Source organism: Hydrogenophaga laconesensis (genome assembly GCF_031457235.1).
Lineage (GTDB): Bacteria > Pseudomonadota > Gammaproteobacteria > Burkholderiales > Burkholderiaceae_C > Hydrogenophaga > Hydrogenophaga laconesensis.
On sequence record NZ_JAVDWE010000001.1, the window covers coordinates 661,279 to 681,017 of the forward strand.

Annotated in this window: 15 protein-coding genes; 2 read left to right on the forward strand and 13 right to left on the reverse strand. The window is 70.3% G+C overall.

Annotation, left to right across the window (positions count from 1 at the left end):
• Positions 1 to 83 precede the first annotated feature (83 nt).
• From J2X09_RS03225 to J2X09_RS03260, 8 genes are all read right to left on the reverse strand, one after another.
• Entirely contained in the window at positions 84 to 1,277 is a 1,194-nt protein-coding gene (locus tag J2X09_RS03225; protein ID WP_059400376.1) for an ABC transporter substrate-binding protein, read from the reverse strand.
• Positions 1,278 to 1,287: 10 nt separating this feature from the next.
• Positions 1,288 to 3,015 carry a putative bifunctional diguanylate cyclase/phosphodiesterase gene (locus tag J2X09_RS03230; RefSeq protein WP_063840194.1) on the reverse strand — a complete coding sequence of 576 codons (1,728 nt, stop codon included), beginning with the start codon at positions 3,013 to 3,015 and terminating at the stop codon, positions 1,288 to 1,290.
• Positions 3,016 to 3,121: 106 nt separating this feature from the next.
• A complete protein-coding gene (locus tag J2X09_RS03235; protein ID WP_059400375.1) occupies positions 3,122 to 4,135 on the reverse strand; it encodes a tripartite tricarboxylate transporter substrate-binding protein in 1,014 nt (337 codons plus the stop codon).
• 94 nt (positions 4,136 to 4,229) lie between these two features.
• Entirely contained in the window at positions 4,230 to 7,688 is a 3,459-nt protein-coding gene (locus J2X09_RS03240; protein ID WP_059400374.1) for an indolepyruvate ferredoxin oxidoreductase family protein, read from the reverse strand.
• Positions 7,685 to 9,787, reverse strand: a complete 2,103-nt coding sequence (locus tag J2X09_RS03245; RefSeq protein WP_059400373.1) for a 3-hydroxyacyl-CoA dehydrogenase NAD-binding domain-containing protein — start codon at positions 9,785 to 9,787, stop codon at positions 7,685 to 7,687. Before J2X09_RS03245 ends, J2X09_RS03240 begins: the two co-directional genes overlap by 4 nt.
• A gap of 269 nt (positions 9,788 to 10,056) precedes the next feature.
• Positions 10,057 to 10,938: an SDR family oxidoreductase gene (locus J2X09_RS03250; RefSeq protein ID WP_059400372.1), complete on the reverse strand. Its 882-nt coding sequence runs from the start codon at positions 10,936 to 10,938 to the stop codon at positions 10,057 to 10,059.
• Positions 10,935 to 12,122: an acetyl-CoA C-acyltransferase gene (locus J2X09_RS03255; protein ID WP_059400371.1), complete on the reverse strand. Its 1,188-nt coding sequence runs from the start codon at positions 12,120 to 12,122 to the stop codon at positions 10,935 to 10,937. The genes J2X09_RS03250 and J2X09_RS03255 overlap by 4 nt, the downstream gene beginning before the upstream one ends.
• 41 nt (positions 12,123 to 12,163) lie before the next feature.
• A complete protein-coding gene (locus J2X09_RS03260; protein WP_017404939.1) occupies positions 12,164 to 13,963 on the reverse strand; it encodes an acyl-CoA dehydrogenase in 1,800 nt (599 codons plus the stop codon).
• Between the two features lie 134 nt (positions 13,964 to 14,097).
• Here J2X09_RS03260 and J2X09_RS03265 point away from each other — a divergent pair, with 134 nt between their 5' ends.
• Positions 14,098 to 14,802 (forward strand): TetR/AcrR family transcriptional regulator, encoded by a 705-nt coding sequence (locus J2X09_RS03265; protein ID WP_017404938.1) that lies wholly within the window; start codon positions 14,098 to 14,100, stop codon positions 14,800 to 14,802.
• A 93-nt stretch (positions 14,803 to 14,895) separates the two neighbouring features.
• On the opposite strand, the gene J2X09_RS03270 is transcribed toward J2X09_RS03265, so the two are convergent.
• The 3 genes from J2X09_RS03270 to J2X09_RS03280 are packed head-to-tail and all read right to left on the reverse strand — an operon-like array spanning position 14,896 to position 17,619.
• The gene (locus J2X09_RS03270; RefSeq protein ID WP_017404937.1) at positions 14,896 to 16,098 is read right to left on the reverse strand and encodes an NAD(P)/FAD-dependent oxidoreductase; all 1,203 of its coding nucleotides are present in this window, start codon (positions 16,096 to 16,098) and stop codon (positions 14,896 to 14,898) included.
• A gap of 19 nt (positions 16,099 to 16,117) precedes the next feature.
• Positions 16,118 to 16,438 (reverse strand): non-heme iron oxygenase ferredoxin subunit, encoded by a 321-nt coding sequence (locus tag J2X09_RS03275; protein WP_017404936.1) that lies wholly within the window; start codon positions 16,436 to 16,438, stop codon positions 16,118 to 16,120.
• Between the two features lie 38 nt (positions 16,439 to 16,476).
• Positions 16,477 to 17,619, reverse strand: coding sequence for an aromatic ring-hydroxylating oxygenase subunit alpha (locus J2X09_RS03280; protein ID WP_017404935.1), 1,143 nt, complete (start codon positions 17,617 to 17,619; stop codon positions 16,477 to 16,479).
• A gap of 111 nt (positions 17,620 to 17,730) precedes the next feature.
• On the opposite strand from J2X09_RS03280, the gene J2X09_RS03285 reads away from it, so the two are divergent.
• Positions 17,731 to 19,032, forward strand: coding sequence for a citrate/2-methylcitrate synthase (locus J2X09_RS03285; RefSeq protein WP_059400370.1), 1,302 nt, complete (start codon positions 17,731 to 17,733; stop codon positions 19,030 to 19,032).
• 46 nt (positions 19,033 to 19,078) lie between these two features.
• Here the strand turns inward: J2X09_RS03285 and J2X09_RS03290 are convergent, their stop codons facing one another.
• Together J2X09_RS03290 and J2X09_RS03295 are read right to left on the reverse strand one after the other, a co-directional pair.
• Positions 19,079 to 19,363, reverse strand: a complete 285-nt coding sequence (locus J2X09_RS03290; RefSeq protein ID WP_017404933.1) for a DUF2798 domain-containing protein — start codon at positions 19,361 to 19,363, stop codon at positions 19,079 to 19,081.
• Positions 19,360 to 19,680 (reverse strand): hypothetical protein, encoded by a 321-nt coding sequence (locus J2X09_RS03295; protein WP_103738494.1) that lies wholly within the window; start codon positions 19,678 to 19,680, stop codon positions 19,360 to 19,362. Before J2X09_RS03295 ends, J2X09_RS03290 begins: the two co-directional genes overlap by 4 nt.
• Between the last annotated feature and the right edge of the window lie 59 nt (positions 19,681 to 19,739).

Consider the following 19,739-nt stretch of genomic DNA (forward strand, 5'->3'; position numbering starts at 1 on the left):
GATCGGCCGTCTCTGCAGTCGGACCCTTGCACGAGATTCACGCAGGGCTAGGCAGTCAGCGCCGAGGCGGCGGGATGCCGGCGTCACTTCAACAGGTGCCCGCTGCGCGACCGCACGACGATATCGACCCGGTCGGAGGCGGCGGAGGGCGAGGCCGAGAAATTCGCGGTGAAGCCCCCGAGATCGACGCTGCCCATGGTGTTCATGGCGGCGAGTACGCCGCGCGCGTCGACCATGCCCGCCGCGGAGGCGCGCCGCAGCGCGTCCACGCAGATGCGCGCGTTGATGTAGCCCTCCATCCCGGCGAAGGTCACCGCCTGTCCGCCGCCCGCGAAACGCTCCGCGTGCTCCTGCAGGTCCCGGGTCAACTGGATCGACGCGACCTCGGGGTTGGGAACGACCGAGGTGAAACCCACCACCCTGCCCGAGAACCCGGTCAGCAGCGAGTTCACGTTGCCCGCGGCGAAGGTCGTGACGAACAACGGCCACCGGTCGCTGGCTTCCTGGCTCAGCCTGGATACGAGTGCGAAGCCCTCCACGCCCATGTCCACGAACATCGCGTGGTACCTGCCCGAAGTGGCCTCGGAGCGGAAACGCGCCACCGATGCCGACGCGGAAGGGTCCACGTCGAGCACGGTCGATGCGATGCGCTGCCGCGCGAAGGCCTCCTGCAGCGCGGCCGCGCCCTCGGAGACGGGAAGCCGGTCGGTGACGATCACGACCTTGCTCGTGCCGAGCGCCAGCATCTGCTTGGTCAGCGCCTCCGCCTCCATCGCATAGGTCGCGCGCGTGCGGAACACATAAGGGTTGGCGTCCCGGCCGAGGGCTGCCGCCCCCGACATCGGGCCGATCAGCGCCACCTTCTCGGTGCGCGCCACCTGCGCGCCCGCCGCGCAGGCGGCATCGCCCACGCAGTTGAGCAACGCGACCGCCTTGTGCTGGGTGACCAGCTGGCGCAGGTTGTCGACGTGGCGGCGCGGGTCGCCTCCATCGTCCAAGGTGAGCAGCTTGAGCTGCCGCCCGCGGATGCCTCCCGAGGCGTTGACGAACTCGATGTAGGCCCGGGCGCCCGCACTGGCGCGCGCGGCACTGCCGTCGTCGGCGCTGCCCAGGGGCAGGGACTGGCCAATGACCAGCGGCTCGGCGGCGAAGGCCCAGCCGGCTGGTGCCAGCGCGAGCCAGGCCGCGGCGCGCAGCAGACGGCGCCGCGCCCATCCGGGGCGGGGCTTCGATCCAGGCTGCGCTGCGTCTCCCGAATGCACCAATGCATTTCCCATGGCGGTTCTCCTACTTGGACAGTTGGACTTCAGAAGGGATGCGGCGGGCCCACGTCTCGTTCGCCGCATCGATATGGGTGGGCGGGAGCGCGTCGTCCGGCGGCGCCGACCGCAGCAGCCCGGCAATCTGGTGCGCCGCCACGGCCTTGGAAAACAGCCAGCCCTGGTACGCATCGCAGCCGTAGCGCACGAGCAGCGAAAGCTGCTCGGTGCTCTCCACGCCCTCGGCCACCACCCGCAGGCCCAGGGTCTGCGCCAGCACGACGATGGCCCGCACGAGGGCGGCATCTTCGGGGCTGCGCAACAAAGGGCGCAGGAAATCGCGGTCGATCTTGATGCGCGACACCGGCAGATGCTTCAGATAGGCCAGCGAGGAATAACCGGTCCCGAAATCGTCCAGCGTGATGGAGATGCCCAGCCGTTGCAGGCGCCACAGCACCTGCCTGGCCTGCTCCGGATCCGCCATGGCTTCCGATTCGGTCACTTCGATCTCCAGGAGATCGGGACGCGCGCCATGCCGAGCCAGGCTGCGCTCGATCTGCTCGACGAGGTCCACCTGGCGCAGTTGCTGCGTCGACAGGTTGACCGCGACACGCAGCGGCAGGCCGGCCTCCGTCCACGCGGCGATCTGCCGGCACGCGCGGTCGATCACCCAGGCACCCAGTGCGAGGATCATGCCCGTGGCCTCCGCCACGGGGATGAAACGGCTGGGCGGGATCTCCCCGAGTTGGGGATGGGTCCATCGCAGCAGTGCTTCCACTGATTCGACCTCGGCCGTGGCCACATTGACCTGCGGCTGGTAGTGCAGTTCCAGCCCGTCGGAGTCCAGCGCGATCTTGAGCTGCTCGCGCAGCTGGAGCTTCTCCTCCATGCGCCAGCCCATGTGGTGCGCGTAGAAGGCGTAGCTGGCGCGGCCGGAATTCTTGGCGTGGTACATGGCCATGTCCGCGTAGCGCAGCAGCGTGGTGGCGTCCCGCGCATCCCTGGGATACACGGCGATTCCCAGGCTGGCGCTGAACGCCAGATCGAAGCCGTGCATCCGGTAGGGCTGGCACAGGACACCGAGCAGCTTGGCGGCCACTTGCTCCACGTCCTGGGGCTGCGCGATCGCGGGCAGGACCACGGTGAACTCGTCGCCACCGAGCCGCGCCACGGTATCGCCGGCACGCAGCGCGCTTTGGAGCCGCCGCGACGCCTCCAGCAGCAGCCGTTCGCCCGCGGCATGCCCATAGCCGTCGTTGATGGCCTTGAAGTCGTCCAGGTCCAGCAGCAACAACGCGAAGGACTGGCCCGTTCGCTCCGAAACGGCGATGGCCTGTTCGAGTTCCAGGCCAAACTGCCAGCGGTTGGCCAGGCCCGTCAGCGTATCGTGGGTGGCCTGGAAGCGGATCCTGGCCTCCAGCCCGCGCACGTCCGAGATATCGCGCACGAATGCCACGGCGGTTCCGCCGGAGACATCCGTGTGGCCCAGCGCGATAGCCACGGCCGTCAGGCTGCCGTCCTTGCGCATGATCCGGAAATCCTGTCCCCTGCCCATGGGCCTGCCCGACGGCGACCGGAAATACGCCTCCAGCTGGCGGGCGTGCGCGTCGCGGGCGGCCGGCGGAAGGAAGATGCCTACCGACTGTCCGCACAGTTCCTCGGACGCATAGCCGGAGATGGCCTCCATGGCCGCATTGACCATGACGATGTGCCCTGCCCGGTCCACCATCAGGATCCCGTCGGGAGATGCCTCCATGGCCGCAAGCGCCAGGGTTTCCCGGTGCGGCAGATGCCGCGCCGGGACCGGGGATGCATCCTCGAGGAGCCCGGGCCCCTTTTGTCCATCCGTGCCTGTCATCGCGTCAGCTGTCCAGCTTGAAGCCGGACTTCTCGATGATGGGCTTCCAGGTAGCGTAGTCCGCGCGGGCGAGCCTGGCCAACCGCTGCGCGCTGCCGCTCTCGGTCTGCATGCCAAAGCCGGCGATGCGCTCGCGCACCTCCTGTTGCGCCAGCACCGCCTGGAGCGCCTCGTTCAGGCGCGACACCACCTCCGCCGCCGCGTCGTGCGGCAGGTAGAGGGCCGACCAGCCGCGGGGCACGGACGGATAGCCGAGTTCACCGAAGGTGGGAACGTCGGGAAGCAGCGCGCTGCGCTGGTCGCCGGTGACGGCCTGGATGCGCGTCCTGCCGGACCGGTGGAACTCCAGCATGTCCGAGGCCAGCGCGTTGACGCCAAAGGTGATCTGCCCGCCGGACGCCAGCGCCGTCAGCAGGGGGGCGCCGCCCTGGTAGGGCACGGCCGTCAGCGGCACGCCAAACTTCTCGCCCAGCACCAGTCCGAAGAAATGCGGCGCGCTGCCCGCGCCGGGGTGGCCGAACGCCGCGCGATCAGGGCTTCTGCGGAGCCATTCGGCCAGCGCCCCCAGCGAGTCGGCCCTGGGGTCCGGACCCGTGGCCAGCACATAGGAAAAGCTCGAGACCGCCGCCACCGGCGTGAAGTCCTGGAACACGTCGAAGCCGAGCCTCGTGAACACATGCGGCGCATGCACCATGAGGGAGTCCGTGGCCAGCATCAGGTTCGTTCCGTCCGCTGGCTGGCGCTTGAAGAGGCTTGCGGCCAGCCGCGCGCCCGCCCCGGGGCGGTTCTCCACGATCACGGTTCGCCGAAGTTCCCGTTCCAATCCCTGCGCCAGCAAGCGCGCGATGGCGTCCATCAGCCCCCCGGGCGGGTAGCCCACCGTAAACTTCACGACGGCGCCCGGCTGTGCGAGGGCCGGGGCGGCGAGGCAGGCCGCCGCCGCGCCCGCGGCGCGCAGGAGCGTGCGGCGGGACGCGCGCGGGGGCGGCGGCGGGTGCCGCAGCGAAGCTGTGCTCATGACATGTCTCCTGGTCTCGTTTTGTTCTACTTACTCAGTGCGCCCTCTCCGGGGCGCCTGGGTGGGCCGGAGACACGCTCCGGCCCGGTGCGCGTCAGGCCGCCAGCTGCTCCGCCCCTTGGCGAGCCAGGCGCTCGCGCAGCTCCGCCCGCACTCCTTCGACCTTGTCCGCGTGCGCCTGGCGCACATGGCCGTAGCCGCGAATCCGTTCGGGCAGCGCCGCGAGTTCGACCGCCGCATCAGCCGTCTCCGGCGCCGCCTGCCCGAGGATCAGATCGAGATCCGCCTCGTAGCGCGCGAGCAGGCCCAGGGCCAGCTTGCGCTCCGGCGTGCGGCGGAAGGGATCGAGCCAGGTGTTGCGCAAGCCACGCAGCCGCTGCAGCACGCCCATGGCCGACAGCATCCAGGGTCCCACCTCGCGCTTGTGCCAGTGGCCCTCGGCGTCACGCCGGCCGAACGGCCAGGCCCCCAGGTGGAAGTGCAGCTTGTAGTCGCCCTCGAACTGCGCCTCGATCGAGCGCCGGAACTCCGGCGCGCTGTACAGGCGGGCGACCTCGAACTCGTCCTTCTCGGCCAGCAGCTTGTAGTAGTAGCGCGCGGCCGCGCGCGCCAGGCGGCCGTTGGCGCCGATGGCCGCGTCCTTGCGCTGCACCTTGGCCACCCGATCGCGGTAGCGTTGCGCGTAGGCGCTGTTCTGGTAGTCGGTCAGGCGGCGGCTGCGGTCCTCCACAATGTCTTCCACGCGCTGCAGCGGCCGCGGCGCGAACTGGATGACCTGGCCATCCGAGGCCTTGGCCGCGGCGCGCTCGACCGCCTTGAGGTCCACGGCGGCGCGCCGGCCCCACTCGAAGCTCTGGCGGTTGAAATCGACCTCGACGCCGTTGAGCTCGATCGCCCGCTGCAGCGCCGCCAGCGTCACCGGGATGCGGCCGTGCTGCCACGCGAAGCCGACCAGGAACATGTTGATGGCGATCGCATCGCCCATGAGGGTGGTGGCCAGGCGGCTCGCGTCGAGCGCGTGCAGATGGCCCTGGGTGCGCTCGCCGAGGCGGTTGAGCAACTGCTCGGCGTGCGGATCCCAGTCGGGGGACTTGGTGAACTCGCCGGTGGGGTTCACCGCCGTGTTCACGACGACGAAGCTGCGCTCGGCGGCGACCTTGGACAAGGCCTCCTGGCTCGCCGTCACGATCAGGTCGCAGCCGATCACCGCGTCGGCCTCGCCGACCGTGAGGCGCGAACTCGGGATCGCGGCCGCATCGGTCGCGAAGCGCAGGTGCGTCATCACGGCGCCGTACTTCTGCGCCAGGCCGGTCAGGTCCAGGAGGCTGGTGGCCAGGCCGTCGAGCTGGGCCGCCTGCCCCAGGACCGTGCCCACGGTCACGATGCCCGTGCCGCCGATGCCGGCCAGCAGGACGTTGTAGCCGCCCTCCACGCCGCGCAGCGTCGGCTCCGGCAGCGCCGGCCAGTCGCCACCGGCGGCCCCGCCGCGCGCCGGGCGCCTGAGTTGCCCGCCGTGGACGGTGACGAAGCTCGGGCAGAAGCCTTCCACGCAGGAGAAGTCCTTGTTGCAGCTGGACTGGTTGATCCGCCGCTTGCGGCCGAGCTCGGTCTCCAGCGGTTCGACCGACATGCAGTTGGATTTGACGCCGCAGTCGCCGCAGCCTTCGCAGACCTCGGCGTTGATGAAGGTGCGCTTGTCGGGGTCGGGCGCCTTCTTGCGCTTGCGCAGCCGGCGCAGCTCCGTGGCGCAGGCCTGGTCATAGACCAGCACCGACACGCCGTCGAACTCGCGCAGCTCGCGCTGCACCGCATCGAGCTCGACGCGCGGGCGCAGCGTCACGCCATCGGGCAGCGTCACCCCGTCGTAGCGTCCGGTGTCGTCGGTGACCACGACGATGCGGCCCACGCCTTCGGCGCGCGCGATGTCGATGATCCGGGCCACGGTGACGTCGCCATCGTGGTGCTGTCCGCCGGTCATCGAGACGTAGCCGTTGTACAGGACCTTGTAGGTCACGCGCACGCGCGCCGCCACCGCCTGGCGCAGCGCCAGGCTGCCCGAGTGGTAGAAGGTGCCGTCGCCGATGTTCACGAAGACATGCCGCTCGTCGGTGAAGGACGACTGGCCGACCCAGAACATCCCCTCGCCGCCCATGTGCGTGACCGTGCCCGTGGTCTCCGGGCGGATCCACATCGCCATGCCGTGGCAGCCGATGCCGGGCATCGCCCGGCTGCCCTCGGGCACCACGGTGGACGTGTTGTGCGGACAGCCCGAGCAGAAGTTGGGCATGCGCACCGGGCCCGGTGAGGCCGGCGCCATCTGCACGGCGTCGGTGGACGGAATGCCCGCGAGCAGCGCGATCGAGCGCGCGACGATCTGGGGCGAGAGCTCGCCGGAGATCGGCAGCTGCCCGGGCTCGGGCCGTCCCATGCCGGGCGGCATCGCCTTGCCGACCACGCGCACCTGCGCGCCGCCCCCCAGCTCCTGCAGGATGGCGCGCAGCTGCTCTTCGATGAAGGGACGCTTTTCCTCGATGACCAGCACGGCCTCCAGGCCCTGGACGAACTCGGCGGTGATCTGCGGATCGACCGGCCAGATCAGCCCGAGCTTGAGCAGGCGCAGGCCGGCCGCTTCCGCCCCGGCATCGTCCAGCCCGAGGAGCGCCAGCGCCGCGCGGACGTCGCTCCAGCTCTTGCCGGCCGAGACGATGCCCAGGCGCGGCTGCTTCGGTTGAAGCCGGATCTGGTTCAGGCCATTGGCCCGCGCATAGGTGAGCGCCGCGGGAATGCGGTGCTCGTACAGGCGCGCCTCCATCTCGAGGGGCGGCTCGTTGCGCTTGATGTGCAGGCCTGCAGGCGGGTCGGTGGGCAGCGGCGGCAGGGCGACCTGCAGGCGCGCGGGGCGCACGTCGACGACACTGGTCGTCTCAACGACGTCGGTGACGAGCTTCAGCGATGCCCAGCAGCCGGCGTAGCGGCTCATCGCGATGGCGTGCAGGCCGTAGTCCAGGATCTCCTGCGTGTTGCAGGGATACAGGATAGGCAGCCCGAGGGCCTTGAGCTGCAGGTCGGACTGCGCGGAGCGCGACGAGGACTTGGCGGCGTGGTCGTCGCCGACCAGCGCGATGGCGCCGCCGAGCGGCGCCGTGCCCGCGGTGTTGGCATGCATCAGGGCGTCGCCGCTGCGGTCCACGCCCGGGCTCTTGCCGTACCAGATGCCGAACACGCCGTCGACCTTGGCGCCGGGATACAGCTGGACGAACTGCGTGCCCCACACGGCCGTCGCCGCGAGGTCCTCGTTGACGCCCGGCTGGAACTTGATGTTCTCCGCCTCGAGCCGGTCCTTCAGGCGCAGCAGCTCCATGTCGTAGGTGGCCAGCGGCGAGCCGCGGTAGCCTGAGATGAAGCCCCCGGTGTTGAGGCCGGCGGCCCGGTCGCGCCAGCGCTGCTCCAGCGGCAGCCGCGCCAGGGCCTCCGTGCCCGACAGGAGGGCGCTGTCCGCCTCCTGTCCATAGCGGTCCGGCTGGACCTCCTGCAAGGTCGATGAAATCTTCATGGTGTCTCCTGTGTCTCGTGGGCTACGCCGGCGATGGCGGCCGCCAGCCGCCGGGCCGGCGTCCAATAGCCGTAGGGGTTGCCGCGCTGCGCGGCGTAGTGCGCCAGGCGGCCGGCGATGACGTCCAGCCCGATCTCCCCGGCCATCCACATCGGCCCGCCGCGGTGGTCGGGGAAGCCATAGCCCGCCACCCACACCACGTCGATGTCGCCGGGCCGGTAGGCGATGCCCTCGTCGAGGATCTTCAGGCCCTCGTTGATCAGCGGGTACATCAGGCGCTCGACGATTTCCTCGGGCCCGATGCGCTCGCGCCGCGCGATACCGTGTTCCGCGGCCAGCGCCGCGGCGATCGCGGTCACCTGCGGGTCGGGCAGCGGACTGCGCCCCTCGTAGCGGTAGTAGCCGGCGCCGGTCTTCTGGCCGAAGCGGCCGAGTTCGAACAGCTTGCGCACCAGCGCCCGGTAGCTCGGATCCGGCGGTAGCCCGCCAGCCTTGCCGTACTCGATGACGGTGCGGGCGCCGACATCCACGCCGGCCATGTCGAGCATGCGGCACGGCCCCATGGCCATGCCCAGGGCCTCCACGGCCGCGTCCACCTGCGCCGGCTCGGCGCCCTCCAGGATCAGGAACTCCGCCTCGCGCATGTACACCTCGGCCATGCGGTTGCCAATGAAGCCGTAGCAGACGCCCGAGACCACCGGCACCTTCCCGATCGTGGAGGCCAGCTTCATCACGGTGGCCAGCACGTCCGGCGCGGTGGCCGCGCCGCGCACCACCTCCAGCAGCCGCATCACGTTGGCCGGGCTGAAGAAGTGCATTCCCACCACGTCGGCCGGGCGGCCGGTGGCGCGCGCGAGCGCGTCCACGTCCAGCGTGGAGGTGTTGGTGGCGATGATGGCGCCCGGCTTGACGGCCGCGCCCAGCCTGGCGCAGACCTCGGTCTTGAGGGCGAGGTCCTCGAACACCGCCTCGATGACCAGGTCGCAGTCGCCCAGAGCGGCGTAGTCGAGGGCGCCCTGCAGCAGCGCCATGCGCTGGTCGACCTGCTCGCGCGTGAGCCGCCCCTTGGCGGCGCTGGCCTCGTAGTTCCTGCGCACCAGCCCCAGGCCGCGCTGCAGGGCCTCGTCGGAGACTTCCACGACGACCGTGGGGATACCGGCGTTGGCGAAGTTCATCGCGATACCGCCGCCCATCGTGCCGGCGCCGACGATGCCGACCTTGCGGACGGGGCGCAACGCCGTGTCGCGCGGCAGGCCGGGGATCTTCATCGCCTCGCGCTCGGCGAAGAACAGGTGGCGCAGCGCGCGCGCAGAGGGCGAGGGCACCAGTTGCTCGAACTCGGCCGCCTCGACCGCCGCGCCCTGCGCGAACGGCAGTTCCTGGGCCGCGCGCACGCAGCGCACGGCGGCGGCGAGCTGCGGCCAGCCGGGCTTCTTCGCGGCGGCCGCCTCCGCCCGGTCCAGCGCCTCGGCGGAGGCCGGCGCGGCGGTCAGCGTGCTGGCGCGGCGCAGCGGCGCGCCCGCCGCGAGCACGGCCCGGGCCGCGGCCAGCCCGATGGCGCGCGGCTCGCCCTCGGCGATCGCGTCCACCAGTCCGGCCGAGGCCGCCTGCGCCGCGCCGATCATGCGCCCGCTCGAGATCAGCTCCAGCGCAAGCTCGGCCCCGGCGAGCCGGGGCAGGCGCTGGGTGCCCAGGGAGCCCGGAATGATGCCGATCTTCACCTCGGGAAGGCCCAGGCGCGTCTGGGGCTGCGCCACGCGGTGGTGGCAGGCCATGGCCAGCTCCAGGCCGCCGCCGAGCACCGTGCCGTGCAACGCCACGACCACGGGGCGCGCCTGCGCCTCGAGGCGGGCCAGGAAGGTGTTGAAGCGCGCCGTCGGGAAACCGGGCTGCTCGAGGGCCGTGATGTCGGCGCCGGCCACCCAGGTGCGCCCGCGGCCGTACAGCACGAGCGCGTCCAGGTCGGGGGTCGCCTCGAACTGCTCCAGTGCGGATGCCAGCCCGTCGACGACGGGGATGGACAGGGCGTTGACCGGAGGATTGTGGATCTCGACCAGGCCGATGCGGCCGTCGCGGGAGAAGGTGATGGGAGAGGTCATGGCGGAAGACGTGGAGCGGTCCGGGCGTGGGTGTTGTTCGAGAATCTCGCGTTCGGTACGGAGACGCCACCGGCCCGGGCGGACGGCCCGGTCACCACGCTCCTGCGGGGGCGAACGCCCGGCCCGTTGGCCGCCGGCGTCGCCCGCGGAAGCTGTTTCGTCTCCCCATGTAAATTGAGCACGACTATTTATAATCGTGCTCATTATCCTGCATCTGCGCGCGGACCGGAATAGGCACTAACGCGCAGTCGCCGGTCGCCCGGCGCGCGTCAGGACGCCGGGGCGTAGCTCGATCCCGGCGGCAGCGGCGCCTCGGGGTCCACGAAGATGTCGGGCAGCAGCGCGCTGGCCGGATCGTTGCGGTAGCGATCGAAATCGGTCACGCCCTCCTCGGCCAGCACGTCGTCGTCCAGCACGAAATTCCCGGTGTAGGCGCGCGCGGGCCGGCATAGGATGGCGTGGGCGGCGTCGGCCATGATCTGCGGGTTGCGCGACTGCCGCAGCATCGCGTCGCCGCCGAGCGCGAACTCCACCGCCGACGTGGCCACGGTCGTGCGCGGCCACAGCGCGTTGCAGGCGATGCAGGCCTCGCGCAGTTCCTCGGCCAGCCCGAACATCACCATCGACATGCCGTACTTGGACATCGTGTAGGGCAGGTGCTGCGCGAACCAGTCGGCGCGCAGGGTCAAGGGCGGCGACAGCGCGAGGATGTGGGGGTTGCTGCTCTGGCGCAGGTAGGGGATGCAGGCCCGCGAGGTCACGAAGGTGCCGCGCATGTTGATCTGCTGGATCAGGTCGAAGCGCTTGAGGTCGATGTCCTCGGACTTGGCCAGGTTGATCGCCGACGCGTTGTTGATGCAGGCGTCGATGCCGCCGAAGTGCTCGGCCGCCTGCGCCACGGCCGCCTTGACCCGCTCCTCGTCGCGCACGTCCAGCACGAGCGCCAGGGCCTTGCCCCCGGCCTGCTCGACCGCTTCGGCGGCCGTGTAGATGGTGCCCGGCAGCTTGGGGTGCGGCTCGGTGGTCTTGGCCGCGATGACCACGTTGGCGCCGTCGCGCGCGGCCCGCAGCGCGATCTCCAGGCCGATGCCCCGGCTCGCGCCGGTGATGAAGAGGGTCTTGCCCGCCAGGGAGTTCTTGATTCCGTTCATGCCACCACCTCGAAAAGTCCGGCCGCGCCCATGCCGCCGCCCACACACATCGTCACCACCACATAGCGCGCGCCGCGCCTGCGCCCCTCGATCAGCGCGTGGCCCACGAGCCGCGCGCCGCTCATCCCGTAGGGATGCCCCACGGAGATACCGCCCCCGTTGACGTTGAAGCGCTCCGGGTCGATGCCCAGCCGGTCGCGGCAGTACAGCGCCTGGCAGGCGAAGGCCTCGTTCAGCTCCCACAGGCCGATGTCGTCGACGGTGAGGCCGTGCTGGCGCAGCAGCTTGGGCACCGCCAGCACGGGCCCGATGCCCATCTCCTCCGGCGCCACGCCGGCCACCGCGATGCCCCGGTAGATGCCCAGGGGCTTCAGGCCGCGCTGCGCCGCGAGCGCATCGTCCATCAGCACGCAGGCGGCGGCGCCATCGGAGAGCTGGCTGGCATTGCCCGCCGTGACGCTGCCGCCCTCGATCACGGGCTTGAGCGCGGCCAGGCTCTCGAGCGTGGTCTCCGGGCGGTTGCCCTCGTCCTGGGCCAGGGTCACGTCGCGGTGGCTGACGGCCTGGGTCTCCTTGTCGACCACGGCCATGCGCGACGGCAGGGGCACGATCTCGGCGTCGAAGCGTCCAGCCTGCTGGGCCGCCGCCGTGCGCTGCTGCGATTGCAGCGCGTACAGGTCCTGCGCCTCGCGGCCGATCCCGTACTTCCTGGCGACGAACTCCGCCGTCTGCAGCATGGGCATGTAGGCGTGCGGCACCTTGGCCTGGACGGCGGGGTCCGCCTCCGCCGAGGCCCAGTCGAAGTAGCCCTTCTGCACCGCGGAGATGTTTTCCTGGCCGCCCGCGACCACGACCCGCATGCCGTCCACGATGATCTGCTTGGCGGCCGTCGCCACCGCCATGAGCCCGGAAGCGCACTGGCGGTCCAGGGTCTGGCCGCTCACCGCCACGCCCAGCCCGGCCGCGAGCGCGGCGTTGCGCGCCAGGTTCATGCCGGCCGTGCCGGCGCCCAGCACCGTGCCCACGACGACGTCGTCGACCTCGTCCGGGCCGGCGCCGGCGCGCGCGACGGCGTGCCCGATGGCATGGCCCAGCAGCGTGGGCGACTTGATGGCATTGAATGCCCCTTTGTAGGCGCGCCCGATGGGGGTGCGCGCGACGGAAACGATGACGGCCTGGCTCATAAGGTCCTGCGGTGGAGATGGAAAGGGAATGCGTCGCGGCTTCAGATGAACCACGCGTCGCGCATGTCGTAGGCGCAGCGGTCGGCACGCGCGAGCAACGCCCACTGGGCGTGCGTCTGCGGCAGCTCCCACTGGAAGAAGTAGCGCATGGCCTGCAGCTTGCCGCGGTAGTGGTCGGCGGCCTCCCCGCTGGCGGCCGGCAGCGCGCGCGCCGCCGCCCGCCCCTGCAGCAGCCAGATCCAGGCCAGCGTCACGCGCCCGAACGCGTCGAGGTACAGCGTGGCGTTGGCCAGGCCGAGGTCGGGCTCGCTGCGCTGCAGCGCGGCGAGCCCCGCGCTGACCTCCACCAGGCGGTCCAGCGCCGCGCACAGGGCCGCCGCCTCGTCGCCCAGGCCCGCCTCGGAGGCGCGCCCGGCGTCCTGGCGCACGGTGTCGACGAACAGGCGCAGCCCCGCGCCCTGCTCCGCCAGCACCTTGCGGCCGAGCAGATCGATGCCGTGGATGGCCTCGGTCCCCTCGTGGATCATGTTCAGGCGCTGGTCGCGGTACAGCTGCTCCAGCGGGTAGTCGCGCGTGTAGCCCGCGCCGCCGAGCACCTGAATGGCCAGGTCGTTGGCCGCCGCGCCGTAGCGCGCAGGCCAGGACTTCACGACCGGCGTGAGGACGTCGAGCAGCCGGCCGGCCGCTGCGCGCGCCGGCGGCTCCGGATGGGTGTGCTGGTCCTCGAACAGGCTGCAGGCGTACAGGCACAGGGCCAGGCTGCCCTCGGCGTAGGCCTTCTGCACCAGCAGCATCCGGCGCACGTCGGAGTGCTCGACCAGCTTGACCTGCGGCGACAGCGGATCCTTGTTCGACGGCAGGCGGCCCTGCGGCCGCTCGCGCGCGTAGGCCAGCGACTCGCTGAAGCCGCGCCAGGCGATGCTGGCGGACATGACGCCGACGCCGATGCGCGCCTCGTTCATCAGCTGGAACATGTGGGCCAGGCCCTGGTGCTCGCGGCCGACCAGCCAGCCCACCGCGCCGCCCTTCTCCCCGAAGGACAGCACGGTGGAGGTGGTGTTGCGCCAGCCCATCTTGTGCAGCAGCCCGGCCAGCGCCACGTCGTTCGGCGTGTCCGCCGCCCCGTGCTCGCCGGGCAGGATCTTGGGCACCAGGAACAGCGAGATGCCCTTGACGCCGGGCGGCGCGCCCTGGATGCGCGCGAGCACCATGTGCACGATGTTCTCGGTGAGGTCCTGCTCGCCGCCGGAGATGAACATCTTCTGGCCGAAAACGCGGTAGCTCCCATCGGCCTGGGGCACGGCGTAGGTCTTGATGTCGCCCAGGGCGGAACCCTGCGACGGCTCGGTCAATGCCATCGTGCCGGCGAAGCGGCCGTCGCCCAGCGGCGCGAGGTAGCGGGCCCGGAGCTGTGGGCTGCCGAAGGTGCGCAGCAGATTGGCCGCGCCGATCGTCAGCATCGCATAGGCCGCCGTGCCGACGTTGGCCGCGTAGAAGGCGCTCATCGCCGCGCGCAGCACGACCTCCGGCAGCTGCAGCCCGCCCTCGGCCTGCTCCCAGTGCGCACTGAGGAACCCGGCATCCGCGATGGCCTGCCACGCCGCGCGGGTCGGCGCGACGAGGCGGGCCCGGCCATTCTCGAACTGTGGCTCGTTCTCGTCGCCCTCGCGCAGATGCGGCGCCAGCAAATCCTCGGCCAGCTGGCGCGCCGTCTCCAGCGTGGCGTCGAAGACCTCGCGCGAGTGCTCGGCATAGCGCTCGCGCCGCAGCAGGCCCGCGGTGTCCAGGACTTCGTAAAGCAGGAAGGCGAGCTCGCGCTCGCTGATGGTGGCAGTGGCCATGTGGGGTTGTCTCGCTCGAAATAAACACCGAGCGCTCGCTCGGTTTTTGAGGGAGTTTACAATCATTCCCGACCGGCGGTCAATTCGGGCAACCTGCCCCGCCCCCCACCCGACCGCGTCCACGCCTTCCCGCCATGCCCCTGTCCCTCGGTCTCGAGCCCCGATTCACCTTCGCACAGTTCAAGCGGATCAACCCCATCCCGCCCGACACGCTGTGGGAGCTGGTGTACGCGCGCAACGCGCACGCCATCACGGTCAAGCGCGTGCCGGTGGCGCTGGCCAATCTGCGGGCCATCTTCGAGGCCTCCTTCCAGCTGGCCAACCAGGTGGGCTTCGGCGCGATGACGCTGCGGGACCTGTCCAAGGCCACCGGCCTGTCCATGGGCGGGCTCTACGGCTACCTGCAGAGCAAGGACGCCCTGGCCGCCATGGTCGAGGACCTGATCCGGCACATCGGCGGCGAGATCCCTCGCTGGTTCGACGAGGCGTCTCTGGCGCCGCTGGTGCGTCTGGACAGCAGCCTGCGGGCGCACGTCTTCATGTCCGAGCTGCTGCAGCCGTGGTTCTATTTCGTGTACATGGAGTCGCGCGTGCTCGAGGCTGATCAGCGCAAGGTGGCCAGGGCCGCCGAGGTGGATTTCCAGGCCGCCATGGCGCGGCAGATCCGGCAGGTGCGCGAGATGGGCGACCGGGAAGCCTTCCTGCTGGCGGCGCACCTGCAGAGCGTCATCCAGGACTGGTACGTCAAGCGCTGGAAGTACCGGGCCGAGAAGATCAGCGTGGATGAGTTCGCGAACAGCCTGAGCGCGATGGTCGCCGCGCAGCTGCGGGTCGAATAGCGTCGGCGCTCCCGCGCCGATCCCTCCTGCGCACGCGCCCAGTGGCCGGGCTGCAGGCGGCAGCGGCACCGGGCCGCCCCGCGAGCAGCCCGCTCAGAGCTTGTCCAGGCGGACCGTGCGGTCGGCGAGGACCTCCGGCGGCGGGCAGGTCCCCTGCTTGAGCCAGCGCTTGGCCACCTTGATGTCGCGCGGCACGTTCACCGACAGCACGCTGCGCAGCCTGCCCTCAGAGATCTGGAACACGGAGAACGCCCCCTCCTCGGCGGAGCCGCGCAGGGTGCCCTCGAGCTCGTTCGACGGCACGCCGAGCACCTGCAGGTTCAGGTCGTACTGATCCGACCAGAACCACGGAATCTCGTCGTACGCCACCTCGCCGCCGGCAATGGCCTTGCCCACGGCGATGGCCTGATTCTGGGCATTGGCCCACGACTCGCATCGCAGACGGCCGCCCGCCCAGGTGTTCGGCTGGTTGGCCACGTCGCCCGCGGCATAGATGTCTGGGTCGGAGGTGCGGCCGGCCTGGTCCACGACGATGCCGTCCCGGACCTCGAGCCCGCAGGCCTCGGCCAGCCCGGTGTCGAGCGCAAGCCCGATCCCGACCACCACCGCGTCGAACTCCTGCGGCCCGCCAGGCAGTTCCACGGCCAGCGCGCGCTGGCGGCCCGCTTCGATCGACGCGACCGTCGTCGCCAGCCGGACGTCGACGCCTTCCCGGCGGTGCCTGTCGAGCAGGAACGCCGAGAACCGGGGCGGCAGCGACCGCGCGCACAGGCGCGGCCCCGCCTCCAGCACCATGACCTCGACCTGTTTCTTCCTCGCCGTCGCGGCGATCTCCAGCCCGATCCACCCGCCGCCCACGATCAGCAGCCGGTTGCCCGGCACCAGCTTCCTGGCGATGGCCTGGCAATCCTCGATCGTGCGCAGCGCATGGACGCCGGGCAGGTCGGCGCCGGGACACGACAGCGCCCGAGGTCGCCCTCCGGTGGCCAGCACGAGCTTGTCGTAGCGGACCGCAGAGCCATCCGCGCAGCTGACCTGGTGGCCGGTGCGATCGATGCCGACGGCCTCGACGCCGGGCCGGAAGTCCACGCGCAGCGCGTCGCACTGCTGCGGGCCGAGCAGCACCGGCGGGTGCTCTTCCGCCCCGCTGAGCACCGCCTTCGACAAGGGGGGCCGCTCGTAGGGCGCGTGCGGCTCGCGCCCCAGGAGCGTGATGCCCCCTTCATGTCCCGCTTCGCGCAGCGACCGGGCGACCCAGGCGCCGGCCTGGCCGGCTCCAATGATGACGACATCCATGGGTGCTCCCTGCCGTCGTTCAGTGCGCGGGCCGCAGGAAGATGACTCCCTGCTCGACCTTGACCGGATGGCAGCGCAGCGGATCCGTGCACGGCGCGCCCACCGCCCGGCCGCTTCGGATGTCGAAGGTGCCCTCGTGCAGGGGGCACTCGATGAGGCAGGAATCGACCACCATGCCCAGCGAAAGGTCCGCGTCGCCGTGGGTGCAGGTGCCGTCCGTGGCGAAGATCTCGCCGCCGAGGTTGTAGAGGCACACCCGCCTGCCGTCGATCTCGACCGGGTGCGTGTCGTCTTCGTCGATGTCGGCCACGTTGCCGACCCTGATCCATTCACCGTCCATGGTGTCTCCCGGATTGTTGTCTTGCCGCACCCGCTGCCCTACGCCTGCGACGTCATCACGTCGATGTAGTGGTTCTCCATGTGATACAGCGCCTCCTCGAGCGGCGACATCGGGCCGGGCTGGAAGAACTTCGACCCCGCGGTGTTCTGCATGCCCTCCACCATCACGGCGTCCTCGGCGATGATCTGGCGCACGAAACCCACGTACTTCTCCATCTCCTCGTCATAGTTCGGGATCGAGAAGGCGCCTTCAGGGAACAGCAGATAGCAGATGACCTTGGTCTCCGTGGGAGAGATGGGCCAGATGTGCCACATGCGCACGCTGTCGGCACGCATCGACAGGTTCAGGTTCGGATAGATGCCCGCCTTGCAGGCGATCCCGCTGGGCTTGTCCTGCGCCCAGGGCAGCGTCGGGAAGACCTGCTCGCCGGACTTCGAGTGCGGCCTGGCTTCGTACTGGGTGTGCCAGCCGCCGTTCTCGACCAGGTTGAAGCGGACCTGCTCGCCCTTCACGAAGCCGCCGAAGGTCCCCTTGTGGATGACGCCGACGTGGTAGATGTCGATCAGGTTCTCGACCAGGAACTTCCAGTTGCACTTGACGTCGATCTCGACCTTCTGGGCGAGCTTGCAATGGTCGGTCTGGAACCACCACAGCGGCTGCTCGAAGGGAGCGATGTAGTCGTCGAAAGACATCGGCTCGTCGCTGAAGTTCACGAAGATCCAGCCGCGCCAGACCTTGACGTGAAGCTGGCGCAGGCTGCAGTTCTTCAGCTCGACCTCCGAGGCCTTCATGCCCGGCGCGACGACGAGCTTGCCGCTCACGTCGTAGAGCCAAGCGTGGTACGGGCAGCTGAATTCCTTGGCGTTGCCGCGGCCGACGGCGATCTCCACGCCGCGGTGCAGGCACTGGTTCATGTAGGCGACGACCTGGTCGGGCGCGGGACGGGACACCACGATCGACTCCTTCATCACCTGGAAGGTGTAGTAGTCGCCGACATCGGGAATCTCCTCGACGCGTCCCACGGAGAGCCAGTACTTCATGAAGATCTGCTCCTTCTCCATGGCGTAGATCTCGGGCGAGCTGTACACCTCGCCCGGCAGGTGCCGGGCGCTGAGCAGTTTCTTGCGGGTCTCCTTGAACTTGGGGCGCAGGTCCAGGAGTTGGTGTTCGGCTACTTGCATCGTGGTCGTCCTTTCAAAAGATTCGTTGAGTAAACGTAACGAATACTAGGCAATACATTGATCTATGTATAGATCGATGTGAGAATCGATATAAATAGCCGTAGGAACCCTATGCCAGCCAAGAACAGCTCCGAGAACGCACGCCAGCGCCGCCAGATCAATGACGTCGAATACGTCGGGAGCGCGGAAGCGATGTCGATCCTCGGCGTGCGCCGCGAGACGCTGTACACCTACGTGAGCCGCGGCCTCATCAAGACCAAGCAGCGCCCGGGCGTGAAGGCCAAGCTTTACCGCAAGGCCGACGTCGAGAAGCTCAGGAGCCGGGCCGTCGCCCGCGCGGGCGGGCCGCAGGTCTCCCAGTCGCTGCGCTACGGCGAGCCGATCGCGCAGACGTGGATCAGCGAGCTCACCGCCCAGGGCCCACGCTACCGGGGGGTGCTCGCGCGCGACCTGGTGCGTGACGGACGGTCGTTCGAGTTCGCGAGCGAGCTCATCTGGACGGGGCTGCCGCGCACCCGCGATGTCCCGTGGCCGGCCCCGCAGGACACCCGGCAGCCTGAGTCGCTGGTCCGCATGGCGCTGCAATCGGCCGAGCACGTCACGCCGCTCAAGCTCCTGGCGATGCTGACGACCTCGCTGTCCGCGTTCGAGCGGGCCGAGGACGACGTGGAGGCGGCCGGTTTCGCGGCCTGCCGCCGCCTGCTGCAGTGGCTGGCGGGCACGGCTGGCGTCTTCGGCCCCGAGCCGCGCTTCTCCCCGCCCCGCGACGGCGAGTTCGTGGCGCAGTGCGTCGCCCGCGGGCTGGGCCTGGGCGATCGGCCCGATGCCGTGCGGGCCATCGACGCCGCGCTCGTGATGTCCGCCGAACACGAGCTGTCGGCACCGACCTTCGCGGCGCGGATCTGCGCCTCGACGGGCGCGGACCTGCACGCCTGCGTCGCCACGGCGATGCTGACCCAGTCCGGGCCGATGCAGGTCGGGGGCGCCGTGGAGGTCGAGGCGCTCATCGACGCCCTGCCCTGCGGCCTGGCGCCCGAAGACGCCCTGCCGCTGGCGGCGGCCTCGGGTTTCAAGGGCAATGAGCTGCCGTGCTTCGGCCATCCCCTCTACGATGGGGAGGACCCGCGCTCGGCCGTGCTGCTCGAGCTCGTAGACGACCTCAGCGCGCACGGACCGGATCTGCCGAAGGTGCAGGCGCTGGTGACCGGCGCGCGGCAGGCGGGACAGCACCCGAACGTCTTCGCCGCCCTCGTGATCCTGTGCAAGGCGATGGGTCTGCCCAATGGCAGCGGCGCGATGCTGCATACCCTGGCGCGCACCAGCGGGTGGATCGCCCACGCGATGGAGCAGCGCCTGACGGGCGCCATGCTGCGGCCGCGCGCGAAGTACATGGGCCAGCACCTTCCGCGGTAAGGCAGCCCTCGGCCGCGGCGGGCGTGGGCGAGGAGGTTCCCTCCGGTCAGTCCCGCATCACGAGCGCTGCGGTGGCCCTGCGCACCAGAGGCAGCGCGAAGAGCAGCGTCGGGAAGGCGATGATCCATGACAGTGCCCACGCGCTGAGCCAGATGTAGAGAAAGCCGGGCGCCAGGCCGATGCTGCGCAGGGTCGACACGGCCGACACCACGAAGGTCATCAGGATCGAGAGCAGCAGCGGCATCACCAGCGTCGCGTAGGCGGCTGGCAGCTTGGCGAAGCCGAACACCGTGCGGGCCTGCGCCGCCGAAGGAGGACACTCGTTTTTCATGGGTAGGCCCGTGGTGTGTGGCCTGCACTGCCCTCGGGACTGCGGATGGCGCAGTCCGGACTGCCGTAGCGCCGGACGTTCCAGCACACGGCCATGGAACGCCCGCCCGTCATCCTGGCGTGGTTGCGGCGCAGCGGCGAAGCGCCGCATGCCGCGCGCCGGTCGCGGCTGCCGATGGCGGAGGTGTCCGCGCGGGAGGGAAGCCGCCGCGCGCTCAGGAAATGCACCGCTCCTGCTGCTTGCCGGTCCTGCGCGAAGGACTTGTCTGTACTGCGCCGCATCTGACCCTGGGCATCGGGTTGGTCCTTCGTCTGCATGGATCCTCCTTCATCGGGTTGTTTCGTTGCGCTGCCCAGCAATGGCAGCGCTATTGTTA

Coding starts and splice junctions, on each gene's coding strand:
- J2X09_RS03225 (WP_059400376.1), bottom strand. CDS start 1,277: ATGGGAAATGCATTGGTGCATTCGGGAGACGCAGCGCAGCCTGGATCG.
- J2X09_RS03230 (WP_063840194.1), bottom strand. CDS start 3,015: ATGGAGGCATCTCCCGACGGGATCCTGATGGTGGACCGGGCAGGGCAC.
- J2X09_RS03235 (WP_059400375.1), bottom strand. CDS start 4,135: ATGAGCACAGCTTCGCTGCGGCACCCGCCGCCGCCCCCGCGCGCGTCC.
- J2X09_RS03240 (WP_059400374.1), bottom strand. CDS start 7,688: ATGAAGATTTCATCGACCTTGCAGGAGGTCCAGCCGGACCGCTATGGA.
- J2X09_RS03245 (WP_059400373.1), bottom strand. CDS start 9,787: ATGACCTCTCCCATCACCTTCTCCCGCGACGGCCGCATCGGCCTGGTC.
- J2X09_RS03250 (WP_059400372.1), bottom strand. CDS start 10,938: ATGAACGGAATCAAGAACTCCCTGGCGGGCAAGACCCTCTTCATCACC.
- J2X09_RS03255 (WP_059400371.1), bottom strand. CDS start 12,122: ATGAGCCAGGCCGTCATCGTTTCCGTCGCGCGCACCCCCATCGGGCGC.
- J2X09_RS03260 (WP_017404939.1), bottom strand. CDS start 13,963: ATGGCCACTGCCACCATCAGCGAGCGCGAGCTCGCCTTCCTGCTTTAC.
- J2X09_RS03265 (WP_017404938.1), top strand. CDS start 14,098: ATGCCCCTGTCCCTCGGTCTCGAGCCCCGATTCACCTTCGCACAGTTC.
- J2X09_RS03270 (WP_017404937.1), bottom strand. CDS start 16,098: ATGGATGTCGTCATCATTGGAGCCGGCCAGGCCGGCGCCTGGGTCGCC.
- J2X09_RS03275 (WP_017404936.1), bottom strand. CDS start 16,438: ATGGACGGTGAATGGATCAGGGTCGGCAACGTGGCCGACATCGACGAA.
- J2X09_RS03280 (WP_017404935.1), bottom strand. CDS start 17,619: ATGCAAGTAGCCGAACACCAACTCCTGGACCTGCGCCCCAAGTTCAAG.
- J2X09_RS03285 (WP_059400370.1), top strand. CDS start 17,731: ATGCCAGCCAAGAACAGCTCCGAGAACGCACGCCAGCGCCGCCAGATC.
- J2X09_RS03290 (WP_017404933.1), bottom strand. CDS start 19,363: ATGAAAAACGAGTGTCCTCCTTCGGCGGCGCAGGCCCGCACGGTGTTC.
- J2X09_RS03295 (WP_103738494.1), bottom strand. CDS start 19,680: ATGCAGACGAAGGACCAACCCGATGCCCAGGGTCAGATGCGGCGCAGT.